The organism is Erwinia sp. B116 (genome assembly GCF_002865965.1).
Classification (GTDB): Bacteria; Pseudomonadota; Gammaproteobacteria; order Enterobacterales; family Enterobacteriaceae; genus Erwinia.
Genome location: NZ_JRZZ01000019.1, coordinates 25,319 through 44,620 on the forward strand (window position 1 = coordinate 25,319; position 19,302 = coordinate 44,620).

Below are 19,302 nucleotides of genomic sequence, written 5' to 3' on the forward strand. Positions count from 1 at the left end.
GGGTGCGGTGTTCCTGATGGGTATCCTGTTTACCCTGATCTCCGCCACCGGCATTCGCGCCTGGATCCTGCGCAACCTGCCGATGGGCGTGGCGCACGGCACCGGGGTCGGGATTGGCCTGTTCCTGCTGCTGATCGCCGCGGACAGCGTCGGCCTGGTGGTGAAGAACCCGGCACCCGGCCTGCCGGTAGCGATGGGCCACTTCACCTCCTTCCCGGTGATCATGACGCTGGTTGGGCTGGCGGCGATCTTCGGCCTGGAGAAGCTGCGCGTGCCGGGCGGCATCCTGCTGACCATTATCGCCATCTCGGTGATCGGCCTGCTGTTTGACCCGTCGGTTAAGTATCAGGGGCTGTTCGCCATGCCAAGCCTGAGCGATGCGCAGGGGAATTCGCTGGTGTTCAGCCTGGATATCCTCGGTGCGCTGCAACCGGCGGTGCTGCCGAGCGTGCTGGCGCTGGTGATGACCGCGGTGTTTGATGCCACCGGCACCATCCGCGCGGTGGCTGGCCAGGCCAACCTGCTGGATAAAGACAACCAGATTATCAACGGCGGTAAGGCGTTAACCAGCGACTCACTGAGCAGCATCTTCTCCGGTCTGGTCGGTGCGGCCCCGGCGGCGGTCTATATCGAATCGGCGGCGGGCACCGCGGCGGGCGGCAAAACCGGCCTGACGGCGATCGTGGTCGGCGTGCTGTTCCTGATGATCCTGTTCCTGTCACCGCTGGCCTACCTGGTGCCGGGTTATGCCACGGCACCGGCGCTGATGTACGTTGGCCTGCTGATGCTCAGCAACGTCTCTAAAATCGACTTTGATGACTTTGTTGATGCGATGTCCGGCCTGCTGGCGGCGGTGTTTATCGTGCTGACCTGCAACATCGTGACCGGCATTATGCTTGGCTTCGGTGCGCTGGTGATCGGCCGCATCTTTGCCGGCGAATGGCGCAAGCTGAACGCCGGTACGGTGATTATCGCGGCGATCCTTGTCGCTTTCTATGCCGGCGGCTGGGCGATTTAATGCTGTTTCGGGGCCGCAGACGGCGGCCCCACCTTCAGAACCTACTGAATTTCCCTCCTGAGCACATCCTGTTTTTCAACGGTTTACTATTTTGTTTTACTATAATCTGTGTCCCGTCACGCTGGCTGTGCCGCTGACGGTGATGTTCTGCAAGGTGCATTGCGCTGCCGTCTTTGCATGAAACCCCACCGGAAGACAGAGTAAGGTAAACATGGAAATCTTCTTCACCATCCTCATTTTGACGCTGGTCGTGTCGCTCTCGGGCGTGGCCGCGCGTATTATCCCGTTTCAGATCCCCCTGCCGCTGGTGCAGATTGCCGTGGGGGCGCTGCTGGCCTGGCCGACGTTCGGCCTGCACGTCGACTTTGACCCCGAGCTGTTTCTGGTGCTGTTTATCCCGCCGCTGCTGTTTGCCGACGGCTGGAAAACCCCGACCAGCGAGTTCCTGCACCACGGGCGGGAGATTATCGGCCTGGCGCTGGCGCTGGTGCTGGTCACCGTGGTCGGTATTGGTTACCTGATTTACTGGCTGGTGCCGGGCATCCCGCTGATCCCGGCGTTTGCGCTGGCCGCCGTCCTGTCACCGACCGATGCGGTGGCGCTCTCCGGCATCGTCGGTGAAGGGCGTATTCCAAAAAAAATCATGTCGATCCTGCAGGGCGAGGCGTTGATGAACGACGCCTCCGGCCTGGTGTCGCTGAAGTTTGCCGTGGCGGTAGTGATGGGCACCATGGTGTTTACCGTCTCCGGTGCTACGGTTGAATTTCTTAAGGTGGCGATTGGCGGCCTGCTGGCCGGTATCGCCATCTGCTGGCTGTACGGTAAATCGCTGCGCCTGTTCAGCCGCCTGAGCGGTGACGATCCGGCGACGCAGACCGTGCTGCTGCTGCTGCTGCCGTTTGCCTCCTACCTGATTGCCGAGCATATCGGCGTCTCCGGCATCCTTGCCGCCGTGGCGGCCGGGATGACCATTTCTCGCTCCGGCATTATTCGCCAGGCGCCGCTGGCGATGCGCCTGCGTGCTAACAGCGTCTGGCAGATGCTGGAGTTCGTGTTTAACGGCATGGTGTTCCTGATGCTCGGCCTGCAGCTGCCGGGGATTATGGAAATCTCGGTCAGGCAGGCCGATGCCGATCCTAACGTCGAGCTGTGGGTGCTGTTTGCCTCGGTGGTACTGGTCTATTTTGCGCTGATGATCGTGCGTTTTGGCTGGCTGTGGACCATGCGCGCCATCAGCCGCCGCCTGCTGAAAAAGCGGCCGATGGAGTTTTCCAGCTACACCACCCGCGAGCTGCTGATCGCCACCTTTGCCGGCGTGCGCGGGGCGATTACCCTCGCCGGCGTGCTGTCGATTCCGCTGCTGCTGAGCAACGGCAGCGACTTCCCGGCGCGCTACGAGCTGGTGTTTCTCGCCACCGGGGTGATCCTGTTCTCGCTGCTGGTTGGTGTGGTGCTGCTGCCGCTGCTGCTGCGCGGTATTGATGGCATCGATAAAAGCGTGCACCGCCGCGAAGTGCAGACCGCGCGGGCGGTGATGGCCGGCGTGGCGATGGAGAGCCTGTATAAGATGGAAGAACGGCTGACGGCGGACACCGAAGAGAACATCGATACCGAGCTACTGAAAGAGGTGAGTTCGCGGGTAATTGGTAACCTGCGCCGCCGGGTGGACGGCAAAGACGATCTGGAACGTTCGCAGTTTGCCGAGAACCTCGAACGCCGCTTCCGCCTGAACGCGGTGCGTGCCGAACGCGCCGAGCTCTACCACCTGCGCGCCACCCAGCAGATCAGCAACGAAACCATGCAGCAGCTGCTGCACGAGCTCGACCTGCTGGAAACGCTGCTGAGCGGTAAAGAGGAGTAAACCGGCGGGTGGGGCAATGCCCTGCCCGTATGCTGGTAGCACAAAAATGTGCGGATTAGTTCTCAGCATCTCCGCAACAAATAACCGCGCATTTTCTGAATTTTACAGTGACAGCCCTGGTGCTTCACCCGGCAGGCACTCGCGGCAGCAGCTGATCCACGCCTGGGCGCTGCGCGACAGGTAGTTGCCCTCGCGCCAGATCAGCCCCAGCTGCCACACCAGATCCGACTCCAGCGGCAGCCACAGCAGCTGGCTCTTATCCAGCCGCTGACAGACTGGCTCCGGCAAAATCGCTACCCCCATTCCTGCCTGTACCATTGCCGCCAGAAAGTCCCACTGGCCGCTGCGCACGGCGATCTGCGGCGTAAAGCCGCTGGCCTGAAATGCGCGCATCAGCTGGCGGTTGAGGGAAAATTCTTCGTTATAAATCAGGATCGGATGCCCGGCCAGCTCGGCCAGCGGCACGTGGGTGCGGCGCAGCCAGGCCTCGGTACGCGGCACCAGCACGCACAGCGGATGGCTGACCAGCGGCAGCGCGTTGAGTGGCTGATCGTCAGCGATTGGCAGGGCGGTCATGGCAATGTCCAGGCTGCCGGTCAGCACCGCCTGCTGCACCGTCAGGCCGCCAAACTCAGAGATCTTCAGCACCACACCCGGGTAACGCTGGCGGAAGGCGGAGACCGCACCGGCGATCTGCATGCCGACCATCGGCGGAATGCCCAGCCGCAGCTCGCCGGTTTTCAGCTCGTTGATATCGCTGATCTCGGCTTCCAGCTGTTTAAACTCCTGCAGGATAGTCAGCCCGCGCTGATAGACCGCCTGGCCGGTGTCGGTCAGATGCAGCCTGCGCCCTTCGCGCAGCAGCAGCGTGCAGCCCAGCTCCTCTTCCAGCTGGCGCAGCATCTTGCTGATGGTCGGCTGGGTGACGTACAGCTGTTCCGCCGCGCGGGTAAAACTCTGCTGGCGAACCACTTCCACAAAATAGCGCAACGCGCGAACGTCCATCATCATTCCTTTCTGGCATAGCTGGAATAATATTAATTCATTTTTTTCACCCTTTGTCGCGGATTTATAATCATTTCTGTCGAAGTATTACCGAGGATAAAAAGTGAGTCGCAGCACCCCACAGCACCTGACCGGCCCGCTACCGTCTGCCCCCGCCTGGCGGCAGCGCCTGCAGGTGCCACTGCAGGTCTTACTCTACATCGCGCTGTTTGTATTCTCTGAGCAACTGGTGATCTGGCTGCACCTGCCGCTGCCGGCCAATATCGTCGGCCTGCTGCTGTTGCTGGCGATGATCGTGCTGCGGGTGCTGCCGCTCGGCTGGGTCAAAGCCGGCGCGAACTGGCTGCTGGCCGAAATGCTGCTGTTCTTTATCCCGGCGGTGGTGGCGGTGGTGAACTATGCGGAGCTGCTGCGGCTGGAGGGCTGGCGCATTCTGCTGGTGATCGGCGTCAGTACCCTGCTGGTGCTGGCGGCGACCAGCGTGGTGGTGGAGCGGGTCTACCGTTTTGAGTGCTGGCTGAGCGCGCGGCGGGAGGCTAAACGTCATGCGTGATCTGCTGCTGAGCGTGGTGTGCCTGCTGGTCACGCTGGGCGTCTACTTCTGCAATAAGCGCCTCTACCGCCGCTGGCACCGTCTGCTGCTGATGCCGCTGGTGATGACGCCGATGGTGCTGGTGGCGCTGCTGCTGGTAACAAAAGTTTCCTGGCAGGACTATATCGGTGAGAGCCGCTGGCTGCTGTGGCTGCTCGGCCCGGCGACGCTGGCGTTTGCCGTGCCGGTATATGAAAACCTGGCGATTATTCGCCGCCACTGGCTGTCGCTGACCGCCGGGGTGATCGTCGCCACGCTGGTCGCCGTGTTCAGCTCGGTGTGGCTGGCCCGGTTGCTGATGCTGCCCGAGGCTATTCAGCGCAGCCTGGCGGTGCGTTCGATCACCACGCCGTTTGCGCTGGCGGCGGCGAAACAGCTCGGCGGCCAGCCGGACCTGGTGGCGCTGTTTGTGGTGATCACCGGGGTATTTGGCATGGCCGTGGGGGATATTCTTTTCCTGCGGCTGGCAATAACCCAGGGGATGGCGAAGGGCGCGGGCTTTGGTGCCGCCTCCCACGGTGCCGGTACCGCCCGCGCTTACGAACTGGGTGCACAGGAGGGCGTGGTATCCAGCCTGGTGATGATGCTGTCCGGTATTCTCACCGTGGTGCTGGCCCCGGCCATTGGTCATCTGATGTGGGCCGGATAAGAAATATTTGCTTACCGCCATTTTTGTAATGTTAATCAAATTCAGGCGCTTTCCCCTGTTTCTCATATAATTCTTAGTGTGATTGCTTTAGTCTTCACGCTCGCCGCCCTGCGGCATGCGTAATTTTTACCAGGAGAAAACAATGAAAAGAGTGGCAATGACAACCGGTGCGCTGGCACTGCTGGCGCTGGCAGGCTCTGCCCAGGCTATCGAAGGTGGCGTGAGCGTGGGCAAAGACTACACTGACGTTCACGTCGGTCTGGGCACCAACACCCCGGGCTTTGCGCTGTCCGGCGACTGGCTGCGCAGCGACCACGACGGCAACGTGGAAAGCCTCGGTCTGGGCTACAACGTGGCGGTCGGCGACGTGTTCCTGTCACCGACCGTCAAAGCACTGTCCACCAACCCGAAAGACACCCGTGACGGCTATGCCATCGCCATCGGCGGCGGCGTTAAGGTGCCGGTAACCAGCATGTTTAACGTCTACGGTGAGTACTTCTACGCGCCGGACGCGACCTCCAGCCACATCGACAACTATCAGGAAGCCGCTGCCGGCGTCAGCTTCCAGCCGATCTCGCTGGTTGACGTCAGCGTGGGCTACAAATATATGAGCCTGAACGGCAAAGACGGTCGTAAAGACAACGTCGTCGCCAACGGCCCTTATGTGGGTGCCGCGCTGCACTTCTAACCTGTTCTGCTTACAGGCAACTCGGAACGTTAAGCGCAGGGAGGCTGTATCTTGAAAGGTGTTTTCTTTCAGTCAGCTCCGAACCTAAAGCGCAGGGAGCCTGTACACGGAGCAAAGCATCACGGGTCATGGATGGCCCGCACAAAGCAGAAGTCGCTGCGTGTTCCGGTGCCCGGCGTATCGGGTCTTTCCGGAACGCGGACACGCTATGAACACGTCCGTGTGCGCTCGGCAGCGGCCGTCCCTGGCCGCTGACGGTCCGCTTATCCGGAAAGACCCGATTGCCCGAAATTTCTGGCGTCGCTGCCTGAGCCTGTCGATCACTGAACCCGCAGGCGATGACTCCTGCGGACAATGCAAAACGATGGGAGTCGGGCACGGTGCCCTTCCTTCAGGCAGCTCCGAACCTAAAGCGAAGGGAGCCTGTACACGGAGCAAAGCATCGCGGGCCAGGGAGGGCCCGCGCTGAGCTGTCATGGATGACGCTTGTTGCGTCTTTGCGGAGTGTACAGGCTCCCTGAGCCGGGCACGGTGTTAACGGTTTTTACCTTCAGGCAACTCAGAACGTACAGGCCCCCCTTGCTGACTCAGTGCCCCTTACCACCCTCAATCCCAATCCCGGTCTGCGAACGGATAAACTGCGCCTGGAAGCGCTGGCGCTCCTGCGCGCCGCTGGCGGAGTTATCGGTCACCGAGAACAGCCAGGTCCCGATAAAGGCGGCCAGCATCGAAAACAGCGCCGGATACTCATACGGATATATCGGCTTCGCGTGGCCCAGCACCTGCACCCACACCGTCGGGCCGAGGATCATCAGCCCCACCGCCGTCAGCAGCCCCAGCCAGCCGCCGATCATCGCGCCGCGGGTGGTCAGCTTCGACCAGTACATCGACAACAGGATAATCGGGAAGTTACAGCTGGCGGCGATCGAGAACGCCAGCCCGACCATAAAGGCGATATTCTGCTTCTCAAACAGGATCCCCAGCGCAATTGCCACCACCCCCAGCACCAGCACGGTGATCTTCGACACCCGCAGCTCATCTTTCTCGCTTGCCTGCCCCTTACGGAACACGCTGGCATAGAGATCGTGCGACACCGCCGATGCCCCGGCCAGCGTCAGCCCGGCCACCACCGCCAGAATGGTGGCGAAGGCCACGGCGGAGATAAAGCCGAGGAACAGGCTACCGCCCACCGCGTCGGCCAGATGCACCGCCGCCATATTATTGCCGCCAATCAGCGCGCCCGCGGCGTCTTTAAACGCCGGGTTGGCACCGACCAGCAGAATGGCACCGAAGCCGATAATAAAGGTCAGGAAGTAGAAGTAACCCATAAAGCCGGTGGCGTAAAACACGCTTTTACGCGCCTCGCGGGCGTCGCTGACGGTGAAGAAGCGCATCAGAATATGCGGCAGTCCGGCGGTACCAAACATCAGCCCCAGCCCGAGCGACAGCGCCGAGATCGGATCTTTCACCAGCCCGCCCGGGCTCATAATATCAATGCCTTTCGGATGGACCTTCATCGCCTCGCTGAACAGCGTATTAAAGCTGAAGCCGACGCTCTTCATCACCATAATTGCCATAAAGCTGGCGCCGAACAGCAGCAGCACCGCCTTAATAATCTGCACCCAGGTGGTGGCCAGCATGCCGCCAAACAGCACGTAGAGCACCATCAGAATGCCCACCAGCACCACCGCCACATGATAGTCGAGGCCAAACAGCAGCTGGATCAGCTTGCCGGCACCGACCATCTGCGCAATCAGATACAGCGCCACCACCACCAGCGAACCGCAGGCGGAGAGGGTGCGGATCGGTTTCTGCTGCAGACGGTAAGAGGCGACGTCCGCAAAGGTGTAGCGGCCAAGGTTGCGCAGCCGCTCGGCGATCAGGAACAGGATAATCGGCCAGCCGACCAGGAAGCCGAGCGAATAGATCAGCCCGTCATAACCGGAGGTATAGACCAGCGCCGAGATACCGAGGAACGAGGCGGCGGACATAAAGTCACCGGCCATCGCCAGGCCGTTCTGGAAGCCGGTAATGTTGCCGCCGGCGGTGTAATAGTCGCTGCGCGAACGGGTGCGCTTCGACGCCCAGTAAGTGATCCCCAGCGTGGCGGCGACGAAAATCAGGAACATCACGATCGCTTCAATATTGGTCGGCTGACGCTCGACCGCGCCGCTGATGGCGTCGGCCGCCAGCGCCGGTACCGGCAGCAGCGTCAGCAGGCTGAACAGGCGTAAAGGCTGTTTCATTGCTTCACCTCGGCAAGCAGTTCGCGGGTCAGGCGGTCAAATTCACCGTTTGCGCGCCAGACGTAGACGCCGGTCAGCACAAAGGAGATGACGATCAGGCCGACGCCGATCGGGATACCGCGCGTTACGCTGGTGCCGGCGTGCAGCGGGGTGCCGAGCCAGCCGGGGGCAAAGGCGATCAGCAGGATAAAGCCGACGTAGAGCACCAGCATGATCAGCGACAGCAGGGTGGCAAAGGCCTGGCGCTTGCTGACCAGCTCCTTAAAGCGCGCACTGTGTTCAATGCGTTGGATGATGACATCGTTCATTAACGCCTCCAGAGGTGGTGAACGGAGGGGTGCGGACAGGCACCACGCCCCGATCAGGGAGTTTTTTGTTATTGATATCAACGGTGTTTCGAATGAAAGAGCATTACGGCAGGCCCTGCTCTGCGGCAGGTAAAACAGGGGCGCGGAGGCCCCTGTGAGTTACGGCATCTTAATGGTCTGTTTCTCTTCCAGCAGCTTCTCCACCACGCCCGGATCGGCCAGCGTGGAGGTATCGCCGAGATTGCCGGTATCGCCGGTGGCAATTTTGCGCAGAATGCGCCGCATAATTTTGCCGGATCGGGTTTTTGGCAGCGAGTCGGTCCAGTGCAGCACGTCCGGCGTGGCGATCGGGCCGATCTCTTTCCGCACCCAGTTACGCACCTCGGTGTACAGCTCCGGCGTCGGCTCTTCGCCGCTGTTCAGGGTGATATAGGCGTAAATGGCCTGGCCCTTCAGACTGTGCGGAATGCCGACCACCGCCGCTTCGGCGATTTTCGGGTGGGAAACCAGCGCGGACTCAATCTCCGCCGTGCCCAGCCGGTGGCCGGAGATATTCAGCACATCGTCAACGCGGCCGGTGATCCAGTAGTCGCCGTCCTCATCGCGCCGCGCGCCGTCGCCGCTGAAGTACATATTCTTAAAGGTGGAGAAGTAGGTCTGTTCAAAGCGATCGTGATCGCCGAACAGGGTACGCGCCTGGCCCGGCCATGAATCGGCAATCGCCAGGTTGCCTTCGGTCGCGCCCTCCAGCACCTTGCCTTCGTTATCCAGCAGCACCGGCTGCACGCCAAAGAACGGCTGCATCGCCGACCCCGGCTTCTGTGCACAGACGCCCGGCAGCGGCAGGATCATAAAGCCGCCGGTTTCGGTCTGCCACCAGGTATCGGTAATCGGGCACTTACCGTTACCGATTTTCTTGTGGTACCACTCCCAGGCTTCCGGGTTAATAGGTTCGCCTACGGAGCCGAGGATGCGCAGCGAACTGCGTTGGGTGCCTTCAATCGCCTTATCGCCTTCTGCCATCAATGCGCGCACCGCGGTCGGCGCGGTATAGAGAATGGTGACCTGATGCTTGTCGACCACCTCGGCCATGCGGCTCGGTTTCGGCCAGTTGGGCACGCCTTCAAACATCAGGGTGGTGGCGCCGCAGGCCAGCGGGCCGTACAGCAGGTAGCTGTGGCCGGTGACCCAGCCGACGTCGGCGGTACACCAGTAAATATCATCCGGCTGGTAGTCAAAGGCGTACTTAAAGGTGCTGGCCGCGTAAACCAGGTAACCGCCGGTGGTGTGCAGCACCCCTTTCGGTTTGCCGGTGGAGCCGGAGGTATAAAGGATAAACAGCGGGTCCTCGGCGTTCATCGGCTCTGGCTGATGATGGTCGCTGGCTTTGCTGACCAGTTCGTGCCACCACAGGTCGCGCTGGTTGTCCCAGCCGGTGGCCTTACCGGTGCGTTTCAGCACCACCACGTTACTGACGCTGGTGACGTTAGGGTTATTCAGCGCATCGTCAACGTTGCGCTTGAGCGGAATGGCTCGCCCGGCGCGTATGCCTTCATCGGCGGTGATCACCAGACGTGAATTACTGTCGATGATGCGGCCTGCCACCGCCTCCGGCGAGAAGCCGCCGAAGATCACCGAATGGATGGCGCCGATGCGCGCACAGGCCAGCATCGCCACCGCCGCTTCCGGCACCATCGGCATATAGATGGCGACCACGTCGCCTTTTTTAATGCCGAGATCCAACAGCACGTTGGCAAAGCGGCAGACATCGCGGTGCAGCTCGCGGTAGGTCAGGGTGGTGCTTTCGCCGGCGTCATCGCCTTCCCAGATAATCGCCGGGTGGTCGCCGCGGGCGTCGAGGTGGCGATCGAGGCAGTTGGCGGCCAGGTTCAGCGTGCCGTCTTCATACCAGCGAATGGAAATATTGCCGGGGGCAAAGGAGGTGTTCTTCACCGTCTGATAGGGGGTTATCCAGTCGAGAATTTTTCCCTGCTCTCCCCAGAATGCGTCGGGGTTTTCGACCGACTGTTGATACATCGACTGGTACTGCCGGGCATTGATCAGCGTATGTTCCGCAATGTTTGCGGGAACCGGGTAACGGTGTTTTTCTGTCATGGCTCGCCTCCTTGAAGATGTTAATAATATGTCAATCAAAGGTTAATTGAAGACCGGTGTCTGGCTTTGTTTTCTTTTTGCGCGGCAGATCACGTCATAACAGCCGGTGATGAAAGCCGCCCGACAGTGGCCGTTTCCGTTGGGGATGGCGCGCCGTTATGCCGGTTGCAGTACAGCACGCCGTGCAAAAAAAACGCAAATAGACCTTTTTATTTCTGCGGGCAACGCCGCTTTTTTGCATCACTATGCGCATTTTTTAGATTAATAAACGCTTTCATAACAACGGTTTATTATGCTGGCTATTTTTCAGACGTTTATCCTGTCGCTGATTAAATAAGTAGCCGCATATCGCGTAGGGTTGCATTCATGCCGTTGAAAATGGTACTGATTACGCGCCTGTAAATCAGGAATCAACCATCCATCACCTGCGAATTGTCCGAATTCGGACTGCCTCCTCTGAGCGCCATTCATGCCGTATGTCTCATGCGGTAAGCAGGTTGTGTTAAGGAAAAAGACAAGTTATGAAATCTGTAAAGTTCAGCCTTGCCTGGCAAATATTGATTGCGTTGGTACTGGGGATCGCCGTCGGTGCGGTACTGCATAATCAGCAGGAGAGCCGCGAGTGGCTGGTCACTAACGTGCTCAGCCCGGCCGGTGATATCTTTATCCACCTGATCAAAATGATCGTGGTGCCGATCGTGATTTCCACGCTGATCGTCGGCATTGCCGGCGTGGGTGATGCGAAAAAGCTCGGGCGTATTGGTGTCAAAACCATCATCTATTTTGAAGTGATTACCACCATTGCCATTGTGACAGGGATTACTCTGGCGAACGTGTTTCAGCCCGGCTCCGGCATAGATATGTCGACGCTGGCAACGGTGGACATCTCTAAGTATGAAGCCACCACCGCGCAGGTGCAGGGACAGCCGCACAGCCTGGTGACCACCATCCTGTCGCTGATCCCGCAGAATATCTTTGCGGCGATCGCGAAAGGCGACATGCTGCCGATCATCTTCTTCTCGGTGCTGTTCGGCCTTGGGCTGTCATCGCTGCCGGCGGAACACCGCGATCCGCTGGTGAAGGTATTCCGCTCCACTTCGGAAGCGATGTTCAAAGTGACCAACATGATTATGCGCTACGCGCCGGTCGGGGTGTTTGCGCTGATCTCGGTGACCGTCGCCAACTTTGGCTTCGCCTCGCTGTGGCCGCTGGCTAAGCTGGTGGTGCTGGTCTATGCGGCAATCCTGTTCTTTGCGCTGGTGGTGATGGGAGCGGTCGCCCGCTTCTGTAATCTGCGCATCACTACGCTGATCCGCATCCTCAAGGATGAGCTGATCCTTTCTTACTCCACCGCCAGCTCGGAAACCGTGCTGCCTCGCATTATGGAGAAGATGGAGGCCTACGGCGCGCCGAAGGCGATCACCAGTTTTGTGGTGCCGACCGGCTACTCGTTTAACCTCGATGGTTCGACGCTGTATCAGAGCATTGCGGCGATCTTTATCGCCCAGCTGTACGGCATCGATCTGTCGCTGGGCCAGGAGATTATCCTGGTGCTGACGCTGATGGTCACTTCGAAAGGGATCGCCGGCGTGCCGGGCGTCTCCTTTGTGGTGCTGCTGGCGACGCTGGGCAGCGTCGGCATCCCGCTGGAAGGGCTGGCGTTTATCGCCGGCGTGGATCGTATCCTCGATATGGCACGTACCGCGCTGAACGTGGTCGGTAACGCGCTGGCGGTGCTGGTAATCGCCAAGTGGGAAGATCAGTTTGATGCGAAACAGGCGGTGGCCTACGAGGCGCAGCTGAAACAGGTGGCCGGTTAACCGCGTGCCGTTAACCTGAGTATCCGGCGCCGCGTGCGCTGAAGGGGACCAGCCTGCGGGCTGGTCTTTTTTTATTCCCGCCGAAGATACATCTGTAATACTCTAAAATCTGTCTTAAGTTTAATCACTTACCGCACTCAGGGTTTTTCTGCCCGTTGCAACTGACCGTTCACCGGCGACCACCTGCCGTCACTGAGCGAGTGGATATGCTACCTGCGTCATGTGATTTGTGTTAAGGCCACTAAAGATCTGCCCGTTCGCGCCGAAAATATAAAAAAATATAACTCATCCCCTCTTACCTCACTTTTGTTGATCCCATGAAGGATTTAACCCATGCGTAATAACTTGCCCGTTACACAGCAAGAGTACCTGTTTGAAGATGATGCCACGCTGATGTCGACCACCGACGCCAGCAGCCGCATCACCTACGCCAATGATGCGTTTATTGAGGTCAGCGGTTTTACGCCTGAAGAGATTAACGGCCAGCCGCACAATATGGTGCGCCATCCGGATATGCCGCCTGAAGCCTTTGCCGATATGTGGGCGACGCTGAAAAAAGGGGAGCCATGGAGTGCGCTGGTGAAAAACCGCCGTAAAAATGGCGATCACTACTGGGTGCGTGCCAACGCCATCCCGGTAGTGCGCAACGGCCAGGTGCAGGGCTATATGTCGGTGCGCACTAAGCCCGGCCAGCAGGAGGTACGCGAGACCGCCGCGCTGTATCAAAAATTCCGCGATGGCAAAGCGAAAGGCGTGCGTTTTCATAAAGGGCTGGTGGTGCGCACCGGCCTTATGCGCTGGCGTTCACTGTTTAAGACCCAGCCGCTGCGCTGGCGCATCCGCAGCCCGCTGCTGCTGCTGCTGCTGCTGACCACGCTGGGCGTCTGGGGGCTGGGGCTGAGCGCTACCGCAACCGGCATCTTCGCTGCCGGTATGGCGCTGCTGCTGCTGCTCGTCTCCGCCTGGCTGGAGAGCCAGATCTCGCGGCCGATCGAGCGTGTTTACCAGCAGGCGCTGGGCGTGGCCACCGGGGACAGCCAGAAAGTTGAGCAGATGGACCGGGTTGATGAGGTGGGTATGACGCTGCGCGCCATCGGCCAGCTGGGGCTGATGTTCCGCTGGCTGGTGGGTGACGTCAGCGGTCAGGCAATCAACGTGCTCAGTGCCAGCGATGCCATCGCGCAGAGCAATGCCGAGCTGAGCCGCCGTACCGAGCAGGCGGCCGCTAACGTGCAGCAGACCGCCGCCACCATGAATGAGATGACCGCCACGGTGAAGAACAACACCGATACCGCCGCCGAGGTCAATACGCTGTCGATCGGTACCAGCAGAAGCGCGCTGCAGGGCGGTGCAGCGATGCAGGAGATGGTCAAAATGATGGCGGAAATTACCGACAGTTCGAAAAAGATCGCCAGCATTACCAGCGTGATTGACGGCATCGCCTTCCAGACCAATATTCTGGCGCTGAACGCCGCGGTGGAAGCCGCCCGCGCCGGCGAGCAGGGCAAAGGCTTTGCGGTGGTAGCCGGTGAGGTGCGTAACCTGGCGCAGCGCAGCGCGGCGGCGGCCAGCGAGATCAAGTCGCTGGTGGAGACCAGCACCACCAAAGTGCAGTCGGGCACCCTGCAGGTGAACGACACCGGTAAAACGATGGAAAATATCGTCAGCCAGGTGCAGAACGTCACCACGCTGATTACCCGGATTAGCGAAGCTACCGCCGAGCAGGCCACCGCGCTGAGCGAAGTGAGCCTGGCAGTGGAGGATCTGGACCACATTACCCATCAGAACGCCGCCCGGGTGGAGGAGAGCGCCCAGGCATCCGGCAGGATGAACCGCCAGGCCACCCGGCTGGTGGAGGCGATCAGCGTGTTCCGTTAAGCACAAAGCGTCTTTACCCGTTGCCGGTGTGCCGCTTTACGCGCCGCCGCCGCCACACCGGCTCCGGTTCGCTGTCTTTTGAAACGATGCCCGGGTGTGCCGCCATAAGCGGATGCCCGGGGCTTCTGTCATTGTGTCTACCCGGAGCCTGGCCGCTGTCACCCCTGTCTGGCCGCCAGCGGGCGATCGTCCTGTGATAAGCTTTAGGCCTGAACGCTATCGCGAGCCTGTTATGTCCTCCACTATCGACTTCAGCTTTGCCACCCGCCCGCTGGTGCCTTTTGCCCATGACTACCGCCACGGCGAGCATCAGCCGCGCCATTATCATAACTGTGCGCAGCTGGTGCATACGCTGACCGGTGTCGTCCGGGTCGAGACCGATAGCGGGCACTGGATCGTGCCGCCGGGACGCGGCGTCTGGCTGCCGGCCGGCGTGCATCATGCACTGCAGATTACCGGTGACGTTGCGGCGCGGACGCTGTTTATCGATCCGCTGGCGCGCGCCGATCTGCCCGCCAGCTGTCAGGTGGTGCAGGTGTCGCCGCTGCTGCGCGAACTGATCGTCAGCGCGCTGGCGCTGCCGGAGGTGTACCCACCCGCCAGCCGCGCCGAGCGCATCTATGAGCTGATCCTGGATGAGATACGGGGGCTGGATGAGCTGCCGCTGCGCCTGCCGGAACCGTCCAGCGACGCGCTGGTGGCGCTGTGCCGTGCGGTACGCGCGCGGCCTGGCGATCGCTGGACGCTGGAGAACGGCGCGCGGCAGATTAACGCCAGCAGCCGCACGCTGGCCCGGCGCTTCAGTCAGGAGACCGGGCTGCAGTTCAGCGACTGGGTGCGGCGTGCGCGGCTGATGGAGGCGCTGACGCGGCTGGCGCGCGGCGACTCGGTGCTGAGCGTCTCGCTGGAGCTGGGTTACGAAAGCCAGAGCGCGTTCAGCGCCATGTTCCGCCGCATTATGGGCGTGGCACCCAGCGACTACTTCCCGGCGCGCGGCTGAGCCTGCCCGGCGGTGAGGCTCCTGCCTGCGGCCCTGTCGGTAACACGCCGGCGGCGGGCTGAACCTGTGCTGGCCGTCATTTCCCTGCGGCGGACAGAGCCTGCCCCAGCGCGTTTAGCAGCGCCTGCAGCGACGCGCGTGACACGTCGCTGTCGATGCCGACGCCCCACAGGCTGCGGTTGTCGCCGAAGGTGCAGCGCAGATAGGCAACGGAACGGCTGTCGCTACGCTGGCCGAGGGTGTGCTCATGGTAGTCCTGAATGGCAAAGGGGACGTCGAACGCCTGGCGCAGCGCGTCTACCGCGGCCGACAGCAGCCCGTTGCCGCAGCCGCTGATGGCGATCGCCTGCTCACCGCGCTGCACGCTGGCCGCAAACTGCAGCTGCCCGTGGTGGTCGCTCTGGCTGCGGTAGTCGTTCAGGCGTAAGGCCGGGGCATCCAGGCCATACGCCTGGCGGAACAGCTGCCAGATCGCCGCCTGGGTCATCTCTTTGCTGTCGCCGTCGGTGACCTGCTGCACCCGCTGGCTGAAATCCTGCTGCAGGCCGCGCGGCAGGGTCAGGCCATGATTCTGTTCGATCATCCAGGCGGCACCGCTCTTGCCCGACTGGCTGTTAACGCGGATCACCGCTTCATAGCTGCAGCCGATATCCGCCGGATCGAGCGGCAGATAGGGCACTTCCCAGTGCGGCTCCTGCTGCAGTTTACGCGCGGCAAAGCCCTTCTTAATCGCATCCTGGTGGGAGCCGGAAAACGCGGTAAACACCAGCTCACCCGCGTAAGGGTGGCGCGGATGCACCGGCAGCTGGTTACACTGCTCCACCACGTCCACCACCCGTTTCATCTGGCTGAAATCCAGTCCGGGGGCGATCCCCTGGGTATAAAAGTTCAGCGCCATGGTCACCAGATCGACGTTGCCGGTGCGTTCGCCGTTGCCAAACAGGCAGCCCTCCACCCGGTCAGCCCCCGCCAGCAGCGCCAGCTCGGCGGCGGCAATGCCGGTGCCGCGATCGTTATGCGGATGCACGCTGATGCACACCTGCCGGCGCAGCGAGAAGTGGCGGCAGAAGTACTCAATCTGATCGGCATAGACGTTCGGCGTGCTGACCTCCACGGTGGCCGGCAGGTTGATAATCATTGGCCGTGCGTCGCAGGGCTGCCAGACGGCGGCCACCGCTTCACAGACCTGCAGGGCAAACTCCATTTCGGTAAAGCAGAAGGTTTCGGGCGAGTATTCGAAGGTCCAGCGGGTCTGCGGCTGCTCTTCGCAACGCTGGCGGATCTGGCGGGCGGCGCTGACGGCCAGTTCGATAATCTGTTCACGGCTCTGGCGGAACACCAGCCGGCGAAATACCGGCGCGGTGGCGTTATACAGATGGACGATCGCCCGATCCACCCCTTCCAGCGCAGCGAAGGTGCGATCGATCAGATCCGATCGTGCCTGGGTCAGCACCTGGATGGTGACGTCCTGCGGGATCATCCGCTGTTCAATAAGCTGGCGCACAAAGTTGAAATCGGTCAGCGAGGCCGACGGAAAGGCGACCTCGATCTCTTTAAAGCCGCACTGCAGCAGCAGCTGCCAGAACAGCATCTTGCGTTCGGCATCCATCGGTTCTGCCAGCGACTGGTTGCCGTCGCGCAGATCGGTGGAGAGCCAGCGCGGTGCCTGGCGCAGGATGTGGCCCGGCCACTGGCGGTCTGGCAGCGTCAGGGCGGGAAAGGGGCGATATTTTTCGGCGGGATGTGGCAGCATGTTCAGGCTCCTGAAGAGGTCTTCGATCGCGTCAAGGGTGAACAGCTAGTGTGCCGTAAGCCGGCGCGTACTGGCTGGCGCAAAACTGACAATCTCTGGCGAAAAGCGGACAAACTACGGCAAAAAAAAAAGAGCAGATCGACTGATCTGCTCCTGATAACGCCCTGGTGTTGGCGTGGGTCTGGATTATTTTTGCTTAAGTTGAAAGCAGGGACCACCGGTAATCATTAAAATATTTATCTTATGTATCCTGAAGGCGTTCGCCGATTCAACGTTCCGATTGAGATCCCTGTAGATAGTTTTAGAACTTTTTTCAGATAAATGCACCTTAATTTACCTTGAACTGTGATTGATACTGCAATTTCAAACTGAATTCTGTTTTTGTAAATTAATGCGTCAAATGCGTATGTTTTATCTAATCGTTTTAATTCATGCTGTTATGGTATTTATAGTGAATGGTTTTATTCGTTCGATTTAAGGGTTTGATTCGAGATCTAATTACTTTAATTGTTCGATAAGGGATCGTTTTTAGGATTATGATTACGCGGTTGATTAAAGTTAATGGCGAGATTTTTTTTCTAAAAGTAACAGGCAGTGGCCAATATTATCGACTTCGTCTGACAGATATGTCCTGATACGGAGGGCAGCCAGCAAGGTGCTTTTCAGCAAAGCGAGCATAACTGCAGGATCGGCCTGCCTTACAAGGTGTCTCAACGCGGAGAAAAGCGATGTATCAATTTTTTGTCGACCAGAAACAAAATTTGGTAAATGAAGCGATTGACGGGGCGCTGATGTCGTCCCCGTACCCGAATCTGGCCCGCCTGGCGCTGGGTCCGCAGACCCGGGTGGTGGTGCGGCGCGACTGGGACAAATCACAGGTGGCGCTGATTTCCGGCGGTGGGTCGGGGCATGAACCGGCCCACATCGGTTTTGTCGGCAAGGGAATGTTAACCGCGGCGGTATGTGGCGATATCTTTGCCTCACCGAGCGTCGATGCGGTGCTGCATGCCATCATCAACGTTACCGGGCCAGCCGGCTGCCTGCTGATCGTGAAAAATTACACCGGCGATCGCCTTAACTTTGGCCTGGCGGCGGAAAAGGCCCGTCTGCTGGGATATGAGGTCGCGATGGTCATCGTGCGCGATGATATTGCGCTGGCGGATAACCCGCAGCCGCGCGGTATCGCCGGTACCGCGCTGGTACACAAAGTGGCGGGCTTTGCCGCAGAGCAGGGGCGGACCTTAAGCGACGTGACGGCAGCGGCGCAGCAGGCGATTGAGGCTACCGCTTCAATCGGCCTCGCCTTCAGCCCCTGTCACGTGCCGGGCGAAGTGCGTGACGACCGCGTGCCGCCCGGCCACAGCGAGCTGGGAATGGGCATTCACGGTGAGCCGGGGGCCTCCACGCTGGCAACGCAGAACAGCCGCAGGATCGTAGACGAACTGAGCCAGCGCCTGCAGCGCGTCAGCGGGGACGGGCCGCTGGCGCTGCTGGTCAACAATCTCGGCGGTTTTTCCCAGCTGGAGATGGCGGTTTTGACCCGCGAGGTGCTGCGCTCCACGCTGGGCAAACGGGTCACGCTGCTGGTCGGGCCGGCCACGCTGGTCAGCGCGCTGGATATGAAAGGCTTCTCGCTGTCGGTGTTACGGCTGGATCCTGAGCGTGACGCGGCGCTGCGGGCGTCGGTGGAGGCGGCAGGCTGGCCCGGGGTGAGTATCCCGCAACCGCCGGTGACGCTAGCGGCGGAGCCGATCGCCACGCAGACGTCGTTTACCCCGTCAGAGAATGCCGGCGCGGCCGCCGTGCTGACCACCGTCTGCCAGACCCTGATCGGCCTGGAGAGTGAGCTGAACCAGCTGGATGCGCGGGTTGGCGATGGTGATACCGGCTCGACCTTCGCGGCCGGCAGCCGCGCGCTGCTGCACGCCTGTGAAGCGCGACAGCTGCCGCTGGATAACCCTGCGGCGCTGTTGAGCGTGGTAGGCGAACAGCTGGCGGCGGTGATGGGCGGCTCCAGTGGGGTGCTGCTATCGATCCTGTTTACCGCCGCCGGTCAGCGCCTGCAGCAGGGGGATCCGCTGCCTGAGGCGCTGACCGCGGGGCTGGAGCGGCTGCAGCACTACGGTGGCGCACGGGTCGGCGACCGTACCATGATTGATGCGCTGGCACCGGCTTTTGCCGCGCTGCTGGCGGGTGAAGGGTTGTCAGTCGCCGCCGCCGCCGCGAAAGAGGGGGCGGACAGCACCAGCCGGATGCAGAAAGCGGGCGCGGGCCGCGCGTCTTACCTCAACGCGCAGAGCCTTGACGGGGTGAAAGATCCCGGTGCCTGGGCCGTGCAGCAGGTGTTTGCCGCGCTGGCCTCGCGGTAA

General features: G+C 60.7%; 14 protein-coding genes. 9 read left to right on the forward strand and 5 right to left on the reverse strand.

What is annotated here, in order from left to right:
• Both NV64_RS13980 and NV64_RS13985 read left to right on the forward strand, forming a co-directional pair.
• Window positions 1-1,018, forward strand: a 1,018-nt coding sequence (locus NV64_RS13980) for an NCS2 family permease (RefSeq protein WP_233208988.1), incomplete at its 5' end; no start/stop codon positions are given.
• A 211-nt stretch (window positions 1,019-1,229) separates the two neighbouring features.
• Window positions 1,230-2,879, forward strand: a complete 1,650-nt coding sequence (locus NV64_RS13985) for a Na+/H+ antiporter (RefSeq protein WP_101506138.1) — start codon at window positions 1,230-1,232, stop codon at window positions 2,877-2,879.
• A gap of 102 nt (window positions 2,880-2,981) precedes the next feature.
• Here NV64_RS13985 and NV64_RS13990 read toward each other — a convergent pair whose 3' ends face one another.
• On the reverse strand, window positions 2,982-3,884 hold the full coding sequence (locus tag NV64_RS13990; protein ID WP_101506139.1) for a LysR family transcriptional regulator: 903 nt from the start codon (window positions 3,882-3,884) through the stop codon (window positions 2,982-2,984).
• Between the two features lie 103 nt (window positions 3,885-3,987).
• Between NV64_RS13990 and NV64_RS13995 the strand changes: the two genes are divergently transcribed.
• The 3 genes from NV64_RS13995 (at window position 3,988) to NV64_RS14005 (ending at window position 5,813) form a co-directional block, all read left to right on the forward strand.
• Window positions 3,988-4,437, forward strand: a complete 450-nt coding sequence (locus NV64_RS13995) for a CidA/LrgA family protein (RefSeq protein ID WP_369814371.1) — start codon at window positions 3,988-3,990, stop codon at window positions 4,435-4,437.
• A complete protein-coding gene (locus tag NV64_RS14000) occupies window positions 4,430-5,125 on the forward strand; it encodes an LrgB family protein (RefSeq protein WP_056235175.1) in 696 nt (231 codons plus the stop codon). Before NV64_RS13995 ends, NV64_RS14000 begins: the two co-directional genes overlap by 8 nt.
• 142 nt (window positions 5,126-5,267) lie before the next feature.
• On the forward strand, window positions 5,268-5,813 hold the full coding sequence (locus NV64_RS14005) for a YfaZ family outer membrane protein (RefSeq protein WP_056235178.1): 546 nt from the start codon (window positions 5,268-5,270) through the stop codon (window positions 5,811-5,813).
• A 587-nt stretch (window positions 5,814-6,400) separates the two neighbouring features.
• Here NV64_RS14005 and actP read toward each other — a convergent pair.
• From actP to acs, 3 genes are all read right to left on the reverse strand, one after another.
• Window positions 6,401-8,059 carry a cation/acetate symporter ActP gene (gene actP / locus NV64_RS14010; RefSeq protein WP_101506140.1) on the reverse strand — a complete coding sequence of 553 codons (1,659 nt, stop codon included), beginning with the start codon at window positions 8,057-8,059 and terminating at the stop codon, window positions 6,401-6,403.
• Window positions 8,056-8,367, reverse strand: a complete 312-nt coding sequence (locus tag NV64_RS14015) for a DUF485 domain-containing protein (protein WP_056235184.1) — start codon at window positions 8,365-8,367, stop codon at window positions 8,056-8,058. The genes actP and NV64_RS14015 overlap by 4 nt, the downstream gene beginning before the upstream one ends.
• Before the next feature lie 159 nt (window positions 8,368-8,526).
• The gene (gene acs / locus NV64_RS14020) at window positions 8,527-10,482 is read right to left on the reverse strand and encodes an acetate--CoA ligase (protein WP_056235187.1); all 1,956 of its coding nucleotides are present in this window, start codon (window positions 10,480-10,482) and stop codon (window positions 8,527-8,529) included.
• 521 nt (window positions 10,483-11,003) lie between these two features.
• Between acs and gltP the strand changes: the two genes are divergently transcribed.
• The 3 genes from gltP to NV64_RS14035 all read left to right on the forward strand — a co-directional run bounded on the left by gltP (window position 11,004) and on the right by NV64_RS14035 (window position 15,180).
• On the forward strand, window positions 11,004-12,302 hold the full coding sequence (gene gltP / locus NV64_RS14025) for a glutamate/aspartate:proton symporter GltP (RefSeq protein WP_101506141.1): 1,299 nt from the start codon (window positions 11,004-11,006) through the stop codon (window positions 12,300-12,302).
• A gap of 333 nt (window positions 12,303-12,635) precedes the next feature.
• Window positions 12,636-14,180 carry a PAS domain-containing methyl-accepting chemotaxis protein gene (locus NV64_RS14030; RefSeq protein WP_101506142.1) on the forward strand — a complete coding sequence of 515 codons (1,545 nt, stop codon included), beginning with the start codon at window positions 12,636-12,638 and terminating at the stop codon, window positions 14,178-14,180.
• Window positions 14,181-14,412: 232 nt separating this feature from the next.
• Complete coding sequence (locus NV64_RS14035; RefSeq protein ID WP_056235194.1) at window positions 14,413-15,180, forward strand: helix-turn-helix transcriptional regulator; 768 nt, start codon at window positions 14,413-14,415, stop codon at window positions 15,178-15,180.
• 76 nt (window positions 15,181-15,256) lie between these two features.
• Here NV64_RS14035 and leuA read toward each other — a convergent pair whose 3' ends face one another.
• Complete coding sequence (leuA, locus tag NV64_RS14040; protein WP_101506143.1) at window positions 15,257-16,933, reverse strand: 2-isopropylmalate synthase; 1,677 nt, start codon at window positions 16,931-16,933, stop codon at window positions 15,257-15,259.
• A 728-nt stretch (window positions 16,934-17,661) separates the two neighbouring features.
• Here leuA and NV64_RS14045 point away from each other — a divergent pair.
• A complete protein-coding gene (locus tag NV64_RS14045) occupies window positions 17,662-19,302 on the forward strand; it encodes a dihydroxyacetone kinase subunit DhaK (protein WP_101506144.1) in 1,641 nt (546 codons plus the stop codon).